Source organism: Pantoea sp. WMus005 (genome assembly GCF_013415305.1).
In the GTDB taxonomy this organism is placed as follows: Bacteria; Pseudomonadota; Gammaproteobacteria; order Enterobacterales; family Enterobacteriaceae; genus Pantoea; species Pantoea rara.
Map to the genome: position 1 here is coordinate 329,811 of NZ_JACBXU010000002.1, position 15,871 is coordinate 345,681.

Annotated in this window: 12 protein-coding genes; 3 read left to right on the forward strand and 9 right to left on the reverse strand. The window is 60.2% G+C overall.

The window, feature by feature from the left end; genetic code table 11:
- Nucleotide 1 precedes the first annotated feature (1 nt).
- The 7 genes from urtD to atzF all read right to left on the reverse strand — a co-directional run bounded on the left by urtD (nt 2) and on the right by atzF (nt 10,953).
- A complete protein-coding gene (urtD, locus tag HZZ01_RS11840; RefSeq protein ID WP_179897557.1) occupies nt 2-793 on the reverse strand; it encodes an urea ABC transporter ATP-binding protein UrtD in 792 nt (263 codons plus the stop codon).
- A complete protein-coding gene (urtC, locus tag HZZ01_RS11845; RefSeq protein ID WP_179897559.1) occupies nt 790-1,863 on the reverse strand; it encodes an urea ABC transporter permease subunit UrtC in 1,074 nt (357 codons plus the stop codon). The genes urtD and urtC overlap by 4 nt, the downstream gene beginning before the upstream one ends.
- Nucleotides 1,863-3,428 carry an urea ABC transporter permease subunit UrtB gene (gene urtB, locus HZZ01_RS11850; RefSeq protein ID WP_179897561.1) on the reverse strand — a complete coding sequence of 522 codons (1,566 nt, stop codon included), beginning with the start codon at nt 3,426-3,428 and terminating at the stop codon, nt 1,863-1,865. The genes urtC and urtB overlap by 1 nt, the downstream gene beginning before the upstream one ends.
- Before the next feature lie 101 nt (nt 3,429-3,529).
- On the reverse strand, nt 3,530-4,798 hold the full coding sequence (urtA, locus tag HZZ01_RS11855) for an urea ABC transporter substrate-binding protein (protein ID WP_179897846.1): 1,269 nt from the start codon (nt 4,796-4,798) through the stop codon (nt 3,530-3,532).
- A gap of 27 nt (nt 4,799-4,825) precedes the next feature.
- Nucleotides 4,826-5,527, reverse strand: coding sequence for a GntR family transcriptional regulator (locus tag HZZ01_RS11860; protein WP_179897563.1), 702 nt, complete (start codon nt 5,525-5,527; stop codon nt 4,826-4,828).
- Between the two features lie 9 nt (nt 5,528-5,536).
- Nucleotides 5,537-9,154 carry an urea carboxylase gene (gene uca / locus HZZ01_RS11865; RefSeq protein WP_179897565.1) on the reverse strand — a complete coding sequence of 1,206 codons (3,618 nt, stop codon included), beginning with the start codon at nt 9,152-9,154 and terminating at the stop codon, nt 5,537-5,539.
- Between the two features lie 2 nt (nt 9,155-9,156).
- Complete coding sequence (gene atzF / locus HZZ01_RS11870; protein ID WP_179897567.1) at nt 9,157-10,953, reverse strand: allophanate hydrolase; 1,797 nt, start codon at nt 10,951-10,953, stop codon at nt 9,157-9,159.
- Between the two features lie 269 nt (nt 10,954-11,222).
- Here atzF and sltY point away from each other — a divergent pair, with 269 nt between their 5' ends.
- Both sltY and trpR read left to right on the forward strand, forming a co-directional pair.
- Entirely contained in the window at nt 11,223-13,142 is a 1,920-nt protein-coding gene (gene sltY / locus HZZ01_RS11875) for a murein transglycosylase (protein ID WP_179897569.1), read from the forward strand.
- 45 nt (nt 13,143-13,187) lie between these two features.
- A complete protein-coding gene (gene trpR, locus HZZ01_RS11880; RefSeq protein ID WP_090964153.1) occupies nt 13,188-13,508 on the forward strand; it encodes a trp operon repressor in 321 nt (106 codons plus the stop codon).
- On the opposite strand, the gene yjjX is transcribed toward trpR, so the two are convergent.
- Nucleotides 13,509-14,027 (reverse strand): inosine/xanthosine triphosphatase, encoded by a 519-nt coding sequence (gene yjjX, locus HZZ01_RS11885; RefSeq protein WP_179897571.1) that lies wholly within the window; start codon nt 14,025-14,027, stop codon nt 13,509-13,511. It abuts the gene before it with no gap.
- Between the two features lie 129 nt (nt 14,028-14,156).
- Here yjjX and gpmB point away from each other — a divergent pair, with 129 nt between their 5' ends.
- Entirely contained in the window at nt 14,157-14,804 is a 648-nt protein-coding gene (gene gpmB, locus HZZ01_RS11890; RefSeq protein WP_179897572.1) for a 2,3-diphosphoglycerate-dependent phosphoglycerate mutase GpmB, read from the forward strand.
- 40 nt (nt 14,805-14,844) lie between these two features.
- On the opposite strand, the gene robA is transcribed toward gpmB, so the two are convergent.
- Complete coding sequence (robA, locus tag HZZ01_RS11895; RefSeq protein ID WP_179897574.1) at nt 14,845-15,726, reverse strand: MDR efflux pump AcrAB transcriptional activator RobA; 882 nt, start codon at nt 15,724-15,726, stop codon at nt 14,845-14,847.
- Between the last annotated feature and the right edge of the window lie 145 nt (nt 15,727-15,871).

Below are 15,871 nucleotides of genomic sequence, written 5' to 3' on the forward strand. Positions count from 1 at the left end.
TTTAGCGCCCCAGATAAACGTCGATAACCTGCTCACTGGCCTGAACCTCGCGCAGCGAACCCTCGGCCAGCACCTGCCCCTGATGCAGCACCGTGACATGGTCGGCGATGGTCTCGACAAAGCCCATATCATGCTCCACCACCATCAGTGAATGTTTGCCCGCCAGGCTGCGGAACAGCTCAGCGGTGTAGGCCGTCTCTGCGTCAGTCATGCCTGCCGCCGGTTCATCCAGCAGCAGCAGATGCGGCTCCTGCACCAGCAGCATGCCAATCTCCAGAAACTGCTTCTGACCGTGCGACAACAGGCCCGCACGGCGCTGGCGTTCGCCACCCAGCCGCAGCAATTTCAGCACTTCATCAATCCTGTCGCGTTGTTCGCTGCTGAGGCGGGCGCGGAGGCTGGCCCAGACCGATTTATCGGCTTTGAGCGCAATCTCCAGATTTTCGAACACGGTTAATGCTTCAAATACCGTAGGCTTCTGAAACTTACGGCCAATCCCGGCGCGGGCGATCTCTACCGGCGAAAGACGCGTTAAATCGCTGTCCTGGTCGTAGATCACCCGGCCTGCGTCGGGACGGGTTTTGCCGGTGATCACATCCATCAGCGTGGTTTTGCCCGCACCGTTGGGGCCGATCACGCAGCGCAGTTCACCGACGCCGATCTGCAGCGAAAGATCGGTCAGTGCCCGGAAGCCGTCAAACGAGACGCTGATCTTCTCCAGTTGCAGAACGGGATCGCGCTGCGCCCGATGGCGATCCGCCAGCTGGGGTTGGGTAAACAGGGCATCACTCATTTATTCCTCCGGCGCAGCAGGCCAATGACGCCGTGCGGCAGAAACAGCGTAACCAGGATGAACATCAGTCCCAGGAAAAACAGCCAGTATTCAGGAAAGGCGACGGTGAAGAAGCTGCGTGCGCCGTTCACAATCGCCGCGCCCAGCAGCGGGCCGATCAGCGTGCCGCGTCCGCCCAGCGCCACCCAGATCGCCGCTTCAATCGAGTTAGCCGGTGACATCTCGCCCGGATTGATAATGCCGACCTGTGGCACATAGAGCGCTCCGGCCAGGCCGCACAGCACGGCGGAGAGCGTCCAGACAAACAGCTTGAAGCCGCGCGGATCGTAACCACAGAACATCAGACGGTTTTCAGCATCCCGCACCGCAGTCAGCACCCGGCCAAACTTGCTGCGCGCCAGGGCGAAGCCGATCACCAGGCTCAGCAGCAACAGCAGCACCGTGGCGATAAACAGCCCGATTCGGGTACCGGTCGCCGTCACCGAAAAGCCGAGCAGGGTGGTAAAGCCAGTAAAGCCGTTGTTGCCGCCAAAACCGGTTTCATTACGGAAAAACAGCAGCATCCCGGCGTAGGTCAGCGCCTGAGTCATGATGGAGAAGTAGACGCCTTTGATCTTCGAGCGAAAGGCGAAGAAGCCAAACAGCAGCGCCAGCAGGCCCGGCACCAGCATACTCAGACAGAGCGCCCAGGCGAAGTACTCGGTGCCGGTCCAGAACCAGGGCAGCTCACGCCAGGAAAGAAAAGACATAAAGGCGGGCAAGCCTTCACCTGCGGCCTGGCGCATCAGGTACATGCCCATGGCATAACCGCCGAGGGCAAAAAACAGACCGTGGCCCAGCGACAGCAGTCCGGCGTAGCCCCACACCAGATCCAGCGCCACGGCAACCACCGCGTAGCAGAGGATTTTGCCGACCAGCGTCAGGGTATAAGTAGAGATCGCCAGCGGATGCGTGGCGGGCAGCAGCGCCAGAAACGGCATCACCAGTAATGCCAGGGTGATCGCCAGGCCGATGCTGATCGTCAGGCGCGGCGCGGTGCGCGCCACGCGAAGCGTGATGGGTTGCGTCATCAGTCAGTCACCCTTCCTTTAACCGCAAACAGTCCCTGCGGACGTTTCTGAATAAACAGCACGATAATGACCAGAATCAGGATCTTACCCAGCACCGCGCCAATCTGTGGCTCCAGCACTTTGTTCAGAATGCCCAGGCTGAACGCGGCAACCACGGTGCCCGCCAGCTGGCCGACGCCACCCAGCACCACCACCAGGAACGAGTCGATGATGTAGCCCTGGCCCAGCTCCGGTCCGACGTTACCGAGTTGCGACAGCGCCACGCCGCCCAGCCCGGCAATGCCCGAGCCGAGGCCAAATGCCAGCATATCGACGCGGCCGGTTGGCACGCCGCAGCACTCAGCCATGGCGCGGTTCTGGGTCACGGCACGCACGTTCATGCCAAGGCGGGTCCGGTTCAGCAGCAGCCAGGTGAGCGCCAGCACAAACACGACAAACAGAATCACTGCGATGCGGTTCCACGGCAGCACCAGATTGGGCAGCAGCTGTAAGCCTCCTGAGAGCCACGACGGATTCGCCACCTCCAGGTTTTGCGCCCCGAACAGCACCCGCACCAGCTGGATCAGCATCAGGCTGATTCCCCAGGTGGCGAGCAGCGTCTCCAGCGGACGGCCATAAAGATGGCGGATGATGGTGCGTTCCAGCACCATGCCGATGGCGGCGGTGACCATAAAGGCGACCGGCAGCGCCAGCAGCGGATACCAGGCTAAATAGTCCGGTGCAAACTGCTGAAACAGGCTCTGTACCCACCAGGTGGCGTACGCGCCAAGCATCAGCATTTCACCGTGCGCCATGTTGATCACTCCCAGCAGGCCATAAGTGATCGCCAGGCCCAGCGCGGCCAGCAGCAGAATGGATCCCAGCGACAGGCCGCTAAATGCCTGTCCCAGCAGATCGCCCCACATCAGCCGTTTCTGAATTTGTTGCAGGCTTTCCGCTGCTGCTGCCCGCACCGTGGCGTCCGGCTCATTCGCGGACTGGGTCAGGCGTTGCAGGCTGGCCTGCGTATTCGGATCGCTGGACTCACCCAGCAGTTTCACCGCCCGCAGACGCACCATCGGCTCGCTATTCGCCAGTTGCAGATTCGCCAGCGCCAGCGCTAATGCGGCGTGAACGCGGCTGTCCTGTTCGGCGGCCAGGCGCTGTTCCAGCAGCGGCAGCTGGTCGGCGGCACCCTCATTTTGCAGCAACTGCGCCGCGCGCAAACGCAGGGCAGCATCACGGCTCACCAGCTGGTGAGCGGCCAGCGCGTTATTCACCAGCACGCGCAGACGGTTGTTCATAAACAGCTTTTTCAGACTGCCCGTGGGCTTTGCCACCGCATCCAGCGGCTGCAGCGTTGAACCCTGCTGGCTGAACGGCTGTTTGTTCTGGTCGATGACCACGGTTTCGGCATTCAGCGCTTCCAGCAGCGGCAGGCGATGACCGTCCGGCGCGGCGGCCCACTGTTGCAGCAGCGTAGCCTGCTGGCTGCGGCTGGCGGCGGCAAAGTCTGCCGCCGGTCCGGCGCTGGCCAGTAGCGGCAGCAGCAGGAGCAGGCTGAAAAGGCAGCGACATAGATTCATAAAAAGAGCCTCGTTTGGGGAGGTCAGCACGGCAGCCTGATGACCGCTGCCGTGCTGCGCTTCACAGCGGGTGACGCTGTCTGTCCATCAGCAACGCGCGATTACTGCGCGGTCTTCACCGGGTGATCAGGCTTCTTGTTGTTACCGGCAATGTACGGGCTCCAGGGCTGCGCACGCACTGGCTTATCGGTTTGCCACACCACGCTGAACTGGCCGTTCTCTTCCACTTCACCAATCATGACCGGTTTATGCAGATGGTGGTTGGTCTGGTCCATGGTCAGGGTAAAGCCATCCGGCGCTTTAAAGGTCTGACCGGCCATGGCCGCCCGCACTTTGTCTGCGTCCGTCGTGCCCGCTTTTTCCACGGCCTGCGCCCACATATGGATGCCCACATAGGTCGCTTCCATCGGGTCATTGGTGACGACGGTGGCGGCGTTCGGCAGGTTGTGTGCTTTGGCGTAAGCGCGGTAGTCGGCGACGAATTTCGCGTTGGTGGGATTATCAATCGACTCGAAATAGTTCCAGGCGGCTAACTGACCCACCAGCGGTTTGGTGTCGATGCCGCGTAGCTCCTCTTCGCCCACCGAGAAGGCGACCACCGGAATGTCAGTGGCTTTGATACCCTGGTTAGCCAGCTCTTTGTAGAACGGCACGTTGGAGTCGCCGTTGATAGTCGAAACCACGGCGGTTTTGCCGCCGGCCGCGAATTTTTTGATGTTGGAAACAATGGTCTGATAGTCGCTGTAGCCAAACGGCGTGTAGACTTCTTCGATATCTTTGTCCGCCACGCCTTTGCTGTGCAGGAAGGCGCGCAGGATCTTATTGGTCGTGCGCGGATAGACATAGTCGGTGCCCAGCAGGAAGAAGCGTTTCGCGCTGCCGCCATCTTCGCTCATCAGATACTCCACTGCCGGAATCGCCTGCTGGTTAGGTGCAGCGCCGGTGTAAAAGACGTTGGGTGACATCTCTTCCCCTTCATACTGCACCGGATAGAACAGCAAGCCGTTCAGCTCTTCAAACACCGGCAGCACCGATTTGCGTGACACCGAGGTCCAGCAACCAAACACCACCGCCGCTTTATCCTGCGTCAGCAGCTGCCGCGCTTTCTCGGCAAACAGCGGCCAGTTAGAGGCGGGGTCGACCACCACCGGCTCCAGCTTTTTCCCCAGCACGCCCCCTTTGGCGTTGATCTCATCAATGGTCATCAGCGCCACATCTTTCAGCGGCGTTTCAGAAATCGCCATGGTGCCGGAGAGCGAATGCATGATCCCCACTTTGATGGTGTCAGCCGCCTGCGCACTCCAGGCGAAACCCATACTGACAACGGTAGCGGAGAGGGCGAAAGCCTTGATCAACGAACGTCTTTTCATCATTTAAACCCCTGAGTGGTTGTTATGTTATTCGGTGAGCTGGAGCCGGGCCTGCTGGAGGCGGTGCAGGGTGATCTTCCTGACCTCCGCCTTACTGACGGCGATGTGATCGGTCAGGATGCGTTGCGCCTCGCCGGTCTGCTGCTGAAAGATCGCCTGTAAAATCTGAGCATGTTCCTGATAAGTCGCACAGATACGGTCATCGCGGGTGAAGTCGAGCCGACGGATGATGCGGATCTTCTCGGTGAGTTCGGCGTGGATGCGCGCCATCTCAGGGTTACCCGCTGCCGCGACCAGCGTCATGTGAAACGCTTCGTCATGCTGCGATACCACCAGACCCTCTGTAAGCGCTTCCGCGTCACACCAGAACTGGTTGAGTTCGTGTAACAGCGCGCCACACTGCGGCGCGGGCAGGGCACAGAGGCGTTTTACCGCCTCGCACTCCAGCACCGTGCGCAGGTCATACAGCGATTCGAACCAGGCAAAATCGAAGTTTTTGATCTGCCAGCCGCTGCGGAACCACACGTCGACAAAGCCTTCGCGCTCCAGCCGGAACAATGCCTGGCGCACCGGCGTGCGGCTGACCGCCATCCGTCCGGCGATTTCGCTCTCGCTGAAGCGATCACCCGGCATCAGGCGAAAGGCGAAAATATCGGCCTTCAGCGCCTGATAGACCCGTTCAGCCAGCGCTTCCGGGCGCGCTTTAGGGGAGTGAGGATGAGTTGTCATTGGCCCTCCCTATTCCAGCCACAGCAGGTTATCGCCAGGGCTGACCGGACGGCCCGCCTGGCAGGCGATCCGCGTCACCCGACCGGCCTGTGGGGCGACAATCGCCAGCTCCATTTTCATCGCCTCGACGATAATCAGTGTCTGTCCGGCGCTGACCTCGTCGCCCGGCTGTACCAGCACTTTCCAGATGTTGCCATTGAGATCGGCCTGCACCGCCAGCCCGCCTTCATCCTCTTCGCTGGCGCTGGGTGGGGCTTCATCTGCCGCTGGTGCGTTCTGTTCTTCCTGCGCCCATAACTGCACTTCCTGTTCAAAGGCGGTCGCCTGGCGCTGACGGAAGTCCGCAATATCAGCGGCGTGGTCGGCGAGAAACTGCTGGTGGGCGGCAAAATCAAACTGTGTCTCTTCAATTCGCAGGCTGGCGCGGCCTTCACGGAAATCTTCGCGCAGCTGGTTCAGTTCAGTTTCACTCACCGGATAAAAGCGCACCTGATCGAAGAAGCGCAGCAGCCACGGCGCATCGGCCGCGAACTGCGGGTTTTTCAAGAAGGTGTTCCAGATGGGTAGCGTGCGGCCTACCAGCTGATAGCCGCCAGGCGAATCCATGCCGTAGATGCACATGTACATGCCGCCAATCCCGACCGTACCTTCGGCGGTAAAGGTGCGTGCCGGACTGTATTTGGAACTCAGCAGGCGATGGCGCGGATCAATCGGTACGGCGCAGGGTGCGCCGAGGTAAACGTCGCCCAATCCCAGCACCAGATAGCTGGCGTCGAACAGGGTGTCTCGTACCTGTTCGCGGGTGCTCAGGCCATTAATACGCTGAATAAAGTCCACGTTGTTCGGCAGCCAGGGCGCGCTGGACCGCACCGTCTCCTGATAGCGGCTGACGGCTCCCAGCGTGGCGCTGTCTTCAAATGCCATCGGCATCCACACTACGCGCGACGGGACTTTCAGCTGGCTGACATCGCCCAGCGTCGCTTCCAGCGCCAGCAGCAGTGACATCAGCGATGACTGCTGGATGATGCGGCTGTCATAGCGTACCTGCAGTGAGCGCACGCCCGGCGACAGCTCCTCAACGCCTGGCTCCGCCTGGGCCGTCAGCGCATTCATCAGCAGGTGCACGCGCAGACGCAGCGCCAGGTCCAGCACGTTGTCGCCATACTCAATCAGCACATAGTTGTCGCCCGCCTGGCGATAGACCACTTTCGGCGTGCTGCCGGTGGCCTCAATGGCGGCCAGAATCGTGGCGGAGCCGTGAGCGGTTTCGGCCAGCGACGGCACGGCAAAGGTCGGTGGATGTTCCGGCCGCAGGGTGTCAATCAGGTGCATCTGCGCTTTTTGCCGCGCCAGCGCATCGTCTGCGGTAATCGGATGGAAGCGGATGGTGTCGCCGGGTTTGACCTGGCCCACTTTCCACAGCTCGGCTTTGGCGATGGTCACCGGACAGACGAAGCCACCCAGGCTCGGGCCGTCGTGCGTCAGGATGACCGGGAAGTCGCCGGTAAAGTTGACCGCGCCAATGGCATATTCGCAGTCGTGAACGTTAGAGGGATGCAGGCCCGCTTCACCCCCATTGGCGCGCGCCCAGGTCGGTTTCGGCCCCACCAGCCGCACGCCGAGGCGGTTGGAGTTGTAGTGCACCTGCCAGTCGCTGGCAAAGAATTCGTCGATGGCAGCCTGGGTGAAGAAGTCCGGTGCGCCGTGTGGGCCATAAAGTACGCCGATGCGCCATTCGCTGCCGTAGTGGGGAATCAGCGCTGCATCAAGCGGCTGCGGGTCGCTGACCGGGGCTGGCGTGGTGCAGGCTGCCCGTTCAGGCCGGGAGATTGCCAGCATATCGGCCACCCGCAGCGTGCGTCCGGCGTGACCGCCAAACTGGCCCAGTGAGAAGGTGCTGCGGCTGCCCAGATATTCCGGCACGTCGAAACCGTTGCGCACCGCCAGATAGCTGCGACAACCCTGCCGGGCGCGTCCCAGCGCCAGGGTCTGTCCCGCTTTCACTGTCAGCGGCTGCCAGGCGCTGACCGGTTCGCCATCAAGCCGGGCGTCGCAGTCCGCACCGGTCAGCGCCAGAATGGCATCACAGTGGAAACGCAGCGTCGGCCCCTGAAGGGTAAACTCCAGGCCTGCTGCCGCCTCATGGTTACCCACGATGCGGTTAGCCAGCCGGAACGCGAAGTCATCCATCGGGCCGGAAGGCGGCACGCCGATATCCCAGTAGCCGAGGCGGCCAGGATAGTCCTGCACCGAACTGAAGGTGCCGGGTTGCAGCACTTCCACTACAGAGGCGGCAGGGACGACGCTGTCGAGATAGCGCGTCCAGACGTTGCCGCTGCGAAAGGCGTCGCTGCGGGTGATCTGGCGCAGATAGTCGAGGTTGGTGGCGATGCCATGCAGCTGCGTCGCATCCAGCGCATGATGAAGTTTTTCCAGTGCTGCATCACGCGTGTCAGCATGCACAATCAGCTTGGCGATCATCGGGTCGTAGAAGCTGGAGACTTCGCTGCCGGTCTCAATCCCGCTGTCGACCCGCACGCCGTCAGGGAAGGTGACGCCGGTTAACAGGCCGGGGCTGGGCTGAAAGTTCTTCAGTGGATCTTCTGCGTAGAGCCGCACTTCAATGGCCGCGCCCTGCGGCGCCTGCTGCAGACGTGACCAGTCCACCACATCGCCCGCCGCCACCTGTAACATGCACTCCACCAGATCGAGTCCTGTGACGCATTCGGTAACCGGATGCTCCACCTGCAGGCGGGTGTTCACTTCCAGAAAATAAAAGGCCTGCTGGCTGACGTCGTAGATATACTCCACGGTGCCTGCGCTGCGGTAGTTTACCCGCTCGCCCAGCCGCACTGCCGAGGCGAGCAGGGCGTCACGCGTTGCCTGCGACAGGCCTGGTGCGGGGGTCTCTTCCACCACCTTCTGATTACGGCGCTGCAGTGAGCAGTCGCGTTCGCCCAGCGCCACCACGGTGCCTTTGCCGTCCCCAAAAATCTGGACTTCAACGTGGCGGGCACGATCGATACAGCGTTCCAGAAATACGCCTGCATCACTGAAAAATTGCTCGCCAAGACGACGCACGCTCTCCCAGGCGCTGGCAAGCGCATCGGCGTCGGGGCAGCGCGTCAGGCCAATGCCGCCGCCGCCCGCCGTGCTTTTCAGCATCACCGGATAACCAATTTTATCGGCTGCCTGCATGGCCTCTTCCAGCGAGGCGAGCAGTGGTGTGCCTGGCGTCATCGGGACACCCGCGCTGGCGGCCAGCTCACGGGCGCGGTGCTTAAGGCCGAACTCACCAATCTGCTGCGCGGTAGGGCCGACAAAGGCGATGCCCGCCGCGTCGCAGGCTTCGGCAAACGGCTGGCTTTCGGAAAGAAACCCGTAGCCTGGCCAGATCGCCTGCGCACCGCTCTGCTGAGCCGCCGCCAGAATTTTGTCGATGCGCAGATAGCTGTCGCTGGCTTTCTCGCCGCCCAGCGCGATAGCCATATCCGCCTGCTTAACGTGCTGCGCGTTGCGGTCAGCGTCAGAGTAGACCGCGACGCTTTTCACGCCGAGGCGCTTCAGGGTCCGGATGGCGCGGCAGGCAATTTCGCCGCGGTTGGCAATCAGTACGGTGGTGAACATGATCAGTGACTCCCCTGTGATGCCAGCCAGTTGCGCCAGCCGCCCGTCTCAGTGATTTCCAGCGCGGTTTTCAGCGCCGAGCCTTCGCAGATAAAGCCTTTAACAACCCGGCCATCGTTCAGTGTCAGACTGCCGATGCCCAGCGGCGCGGGGATCTCCGCCACAAACTCGCCAAAGCGGGCCAGCGGAATATCCCACAGCTCCACGGTGATCGCGGCGCCCTGATCATCACGCATCAGGCCCGGTTTTTTGATCGCGCCTTCCAGCAGAGCGAACAGGCGATAGTGTGGTGCGGTCTGTGTCTCCTCTACCCAGACGGCATCGCGTTCGGTGAGCTGGAAATTAAGCGGCATGCCAGTGAGATGCGCGCCTACCACCGCCAGCCGGACGTGGTCGGGTGAGGCGGGCAGCGTGGCGCGTCGGGGCGGGCATGGCTGGCCGGTCGCGCCCAGCGGCAGAGCGAGCTGGTGCTGCCAGCGAAGGCCAAATTCCGCCAGCGCCCGATCGTGCCAGGCGGGTGCAATCAGCGTGATGCCTGCCGGGAGATCGTCGTTGCGGAACGGTGCGGGCAGCGCCAGGGCAGAGAGATCGGCGAGGTTAGTGAAGTTGGTGTAGGTGCCGAACTGTGAATTGAAGTGAATCGGCTCCTGCTTCATCTCCTCCAGGGTATGAATAGTGGGCGAGGTCGGCACCACCAGCGCATCAAACTGTGCCAGCGTCTCCTGAATCTGACGCGTCAGTTCGGCCCGCAGATACTCGGCTTTAAAGGCATCGACCGCGCTGTACTTCAGGCCGCTGGCGACGATCGCGTGCACCACCGGGTCCATCTCTGCCGGGCGATCGAGCATCCCGCCCACCGCCGCTGTACGTTCGGCAACCCAGGCGCCGTAATAGAGTTGTTCAGCCAGCTGCCGGAACGGGGTGAAGTCGATGGGATGCAGCGTCGCGCCGCCCGCCTGTAACGCCTTAAGTGCCTGATCCCAGGCGGCTTCGGCGGCAGCATCATCAAAAAAATCCGGGTTAGCCGGAACAGCAAAATGGGGATGAGCCGGCAGGCTGGCCGGAGCGGTGCGCGGATTGATGCGCGAATAGGCATCACCGGCATCGTAGCCACCCATGATAGTGGCGACGCTAAACGCATCTTCTGCCGTCAGCGCAAACACCGAAATGGTGTCATTCAGGCGACAGGCGGGCACCACGCCGCATGCAGAGAACCAGCCCTTGGTCGGCTTCAGTCCGACAATATTATTAAACCCCGCCGGCACGCGGCCCGAACCGGCGGTATCGGTGCCCAGTGAAAAGGCGACCAGTCCGCGCGCCAGCACGGATGCCGAGCCGGAGCTGGACCCACCGCTGACGTAATCAGCGTCAAAGGTATTACTGACCGCGCCATAGGGCGAGCGGGTGCCGACCAGACCGGTCGCGAACTGATCGAGGTTGGTTTTACCGATGACGACTGCGCCAGCGGCTTTCAGCCGGGCGACAGCGACCGCATCTTCGCTGGCGGTATAGGTAAAGGCGGGGCAGGCGGCGCTGGTTGGCCAGCCCGCCACATCAATATTGTCTTTAACGGCAAAAGGGATACCAAACAGCGGCAGCGAGCCGGGATCACGCTGGTAGTGCGCCAGCAGCGGTTCAATCTGAGCGGCTAACTGTTCCGGCGTCGGTAAATAGATCCAGGCATTATCACGGCTATCGAGAGCCGCCAGGTGTGCGCTCAACAGCGCGCTAATCTGTTGCGGAGCCTGCTGATAGCGCTGCTGCCAGGCGGTAAGCGTCAGGCCGATAGTTGAAGTCATAAGAAGAATTCCAGCTGGTATACAAGATGGAATTCAACAGAGCAAAGGCTGTGCCACTTTTTTAACGCGATGATTCAACAGTTTAATAGGGCCGGTGATAAGATTTTGTGATGATAATTTGCACAATCACGGCGCGCACGCTGAGCGATGACGGTGCGTTTAATGTCTGTGTGCGTAAATTTTGTGAAGAACATGGCAAGAGTCCGGTGGCCTGGTTAGCATGAAGACTGTCTGGCAACTCGCCGGCCCCAGCAACAGAGGAGATTTACGTGGTGAAGTGGCGTAACTGGATGATAGGGATCTGCCTGGCCGGAACGGCCAGCAGCGCATGGGCCGATTCGCTTGATCAACAACGGCAACGTTATCAACAAATTAAACAGGCCTGGGACAGTAACCAGATGGCCACCGTGGATCAGCTGTTGCCGACGCTACAGGACTATCCGCTCTATCCTTATCTGCAATATCGCCTGCTGGCCCAGGATCTCGATCAGGAGACCACCCTGGCCGTGCAGAACTTTATTCGCCAGTATCCGACGTTGCCTCCCGCGCGATCGCTCAGCACCCGCTTTATCAATGTGCTGGCTTACCGACAGGACTGGCAGGGCGTGCTGAACTTCAGTCCGACCGAACCCAAGCCGGTGCAGGCACGCTGCAACTGGTATTACGCCAAATGGGCCACCGGGCAGCAGCAGGCCGCATTTGATGGCGCGAAACAGATCTGGCTGCGCGGCACGGCGCTGCCTGCGGACTGCGATAAGCTCTTCTCGGTCTGGCAGGCGTCCGGTCAGATTTCGCCTATTACTATCCTGGAACGTATCCGGCTGGCGATGAAAGCCGGTAACGACAGCCTGGTGAGCTATCTGGCGAAGACGTTGCCTGCCGATTATCAGACCATGTCTGACGCGATACAGACTCTGCAGCAGGACCCGTTAACGGTCAGCTCGTTCGCCAGCGCCGTCGGGCCAACCGACTTTACCCGCCAGGCCACGATTTATGCCTTTACGCGTGTGGCGCGGCAGGACATGGAAAATGCCCGCAGCCTGATCCCGATTCTGGTCCGGGCGCAGAAGATGGGACCGGAAGATGAGCAGGCGCTGAAGGAGATTGTGGTCTGGCGCATGATGGGCAGCGATCTCACCGCCGAGCAGTCGCGCTGGCGCGATGCGGTAGTGATGAACAGCGAGTCTACCGCGCTGGTGGAACGCCGGGTGCGACTGGCGCTCTCTCAGCATGACCGACGCGGCCTGAACACCTGGATCGCCCGTCTGCCGCTGGAAGCCAAAGAGAAAGATGAGTGGCAGTACTGGCAGGCCGATCTGCTGTTTGAGAAAGATCGTAAAGAGGAAGCCGAAGAGATCCTGCGCAAGCTGATGAAGGCGCGCGGCTTCTATCCGATGGTGGCGGCCCAGCGACTGGGCGTTGACTACCCGTTGCAGATTGATGAAGCGCCGAAGCCTGACAGCGCCACCATCCAGGGACCAGAACTGGCCCGCGTCCGCGAGTTGATGTACTGGGGGCTGGATAACCTGGCCCGTAGCGAATGGAGCAATCTGATCGGCAGCCGTACGCATACGCAGCAGCAGATGCTGGCGCGTTACGCCAATGAGCAGGACTGGTGGGATCTTAGCGTGCAGGCGACGATCACCGCCAAAATGTGGGACAGCCTGAAAGAGCGTTTCCCGCTGGCGTGGCAGAGCGTGTATGAGCGAAATACCGAGGTGAAGCAGATTCCACCAAGCTATGCGATGGCGATTTCGCGTCAGGAGAGCGCCTGGAACCCGAAAGCGCGTTCGCCGGTCGGTGCCAGTGGTCTGATGCAGATTATGCCTGCCACGGCGGCGCATACCGTGAAGATGTACAACATTCCTGGCTACAGCAATACCAGCCAGCTGCTTGATCCGGAAACCAATATCCAGATCGGCACCCAGTATCTGGAATATGTCTATCAGCAGTTTAACCAGAACCGGATTTTCGCTTCTGCGGCCTACAACGCTGGTCCTGGCCGGGTACGAAGCTGGCTGAAAACCAGTGCGGGCAATCTCGATGCCGTGGCATTTATTGAGACCATTCCGTTCTCTGAAACGCGCGGCTACGTGAAGAGTGTGCTGGCGTATGACGCCTACTATCGTCATTTCATGGGCAAGCCTGACAAGATCCTGTCAGATGCTGAGTGGAATCGCCGTTACTAGCTGTGCTAAGCTTCCGTACTCTTTAGTGAGTACGGAAGCCTCTTCATGACCCATTCTGATTCCCCCTCTACCGATGCGCATCCGGCAGAAGATAGCTGGCAGCGCTTTGTCGTGCTGATGCAGCAGGCCTTTGCTGATGGCCATGCACTGCCCCTGATGCAACTGATGATGACGCCCGATGAGCGGGAAGCGTTCGGCACCCGTCTGCGGATTATCGAAGAGTTAATGAATGGCGAAATGAGCCAGCGCGAGCTGAAAAATGAGCTCGGCGTCGGCATCGCGACGATTACCCGTGGGTCTAATAGCCTGAAAGAGGCGCCGCCGGAGCTGAAACGCTGGCTGGAAGCGCGTCTTAGACGCGCCTGATTACTGCTGATAGAGCGGATGGACGAACGGGCAGAGCGCCAGGATCAGTGCCTGATGATAGACACTGGAGCGGCTGAGCAGGCCGTTCGTGAACGCGCCGATTGCGCCACCCTTCTGTTTGATATTGTCGATGCCGGTTAACCGCGCCATTTCTTCGCCGAGTTCGCGGCCTTCACGCAGACCCGCCAGCACCACCGGCGGCAGGGTAAAGCTGGCCGATCGTGATTCACCGCGCTGCTTCTGATTTTCCACCACCATCCAGGCAAACGCGCTGTCATCTTCGATGCCCGCCTCAATGGCCACCCAGAATGCCGCTTCAGGCCGGACCTGGCGGGCATTCATCACGCGCTGACGTGCGCCAGTTCGCGTTTCGAGATGGGTTAACGGTTGTGCTGCAACGCCGCTATCGACCTCGACCCCTTCAATATGGCAGGATCCCTCGCCGAAAACGTCGCTGAAAGCCTGAGCAATCGCGTTAATCTTCGCTGGGTTGGTTGTGGCTGCGACAACATGGTACATAATTGATTGAACCCTCAGGTGATTAAATGCCTGGCCCATCGCGCTGTCTGTGTCCGGAATGCCTGCAACAAGGACGCCTGATGGGACAGTGTCTAAAGCGATTTTTGTCGCAGTATAACGGAAACTAACATGTTACAGGTCTATCTTGTTCGTCACGGTGAAACGGTATGGAATGCGGAACGCCGCATTCAGGGTCAGTCCGACAGTCCGCTGACGGAAAAAGGTGAGCAACAAGCCTGGCAGGTGGGTGAGCGCGTGAAGCATCTGGGCATCACGCATATTATTGCCAGCGATCTGGGGCGCACACGCCGCACCGCCGAGATTATCGCGGATGCCTGCGGTTGCTCAGTGACGCTTGATGCGCGGTTGCGCGAGCTGAATATGGGTGTGCTGGAAAAGCGCCCGCTGGATGGCCTGACCGCTGAAGAAGAGCAGTGGCGCGCCACGCTGGTCAACGGCACCGAAGGCGGCCGTATCCCTGAAGGGGAGTCGATGACGGAGATGGCGACACGCATGCACGCCGCGCTGAATGCCTGTCTCGATCTGCCTGCCGGAAGCCGCCCGCTGCTGGTCAGTCACGGTATGGCGCTGGGGTCGCTGGTCAGTACGATTCTCGGTCTGCCCGCCTATGCGGAACGTCGCCTGCGTCTGCGCAACTGTTCGATTTCACGTGTGGATTATCAGCAGAGCGCCTGGCTGGCTGAAGGCTGGATTGTGGAGACGGCGGGGGATATTTCTCATCTGGATGCGCCTGCGCTCGACGAGCTGCAGCGCTGATTGCGTTAAGGCTGCCGTCGCGATGACGACAGCCTTAAACTTAGCTGGCTTCGGTCTGGCGGCGAATAGGAATCAGATATTCGCAACGGATCTCAGTCGGTGGCTCATTGCGCTTTTTACCACCATGGGTATAAAAGCGTTCGATATCCTGTCCCGCACGACGGGTCAGCCCCAGCGTTGGCATGCAGGTGCCATAAAGTAACAGGATAAATTCCTGGAGATTGACGCGCGGACCATTAAACGTGAACTGCACATAGTCGCCCGCTTCCAGAATAACCTTCTGGCCGGAATGCAGGTTCACCGCGCTGTCAGCTGGCACCGCAGTGGTGTAAAGAATCTCCTGCTCGTCATCTTTTTCCTGGCTGGCTCGCACCTGATGCAGGCCATAGAGCACCGGCGGAATCGTGTCCGTTTCCAGCAGGAACTGCTTCCAGAAGTGTATTCGCATCTCGTCGCGGTAGCTGGAAATCTGCTCCAGAATACAGGTGTAGTTCTGGGTTTGTCCCACCAGCACCGTTTCCGGCAAAGTGACAAAAGCCGGTTCCGGCTGTGTCTCATCGTCCAGGCGAATCGGGGGACGAATACCGAATGAGTTCCATTCGGAAGAACGACGATACCAGGCCGGTGTCTGAGCAAACTGTTTCTTGAATGCGCGAGTAAAAGTCTGTTGTGAATCAAAACGATACTGCAGCGCGATATCCAGAATCGGACGGCTGGTCAGGCGCAGCGCCACGGCGGCTTTAGACAGACGACGGGCACGGATATAGGCGCCGATTGCGTGTCCGGTCACGTCTTTGAACATCCTCTGTAAATGCCATTTAGAGTAACCCGCTTTCTGGGCAACATTGTCCAGCGAAAGGGGTTGATCCAGATGGCTCTCCAGCCAGACAAGCAAATCGCGAATGATACCGGCTTGGTCCATAAAACATCCTCATACTCTGGTGGTACAGCTAAAAGCATTCGAAGAATATTAGCACTCATTGCTCAAAAGACGTGGGCCGTTTCTCGGGGAAGATTGTGCTAAATCAGTACGGGCTAAAACCCGTTTTGGTTTGGTCATTGTATCG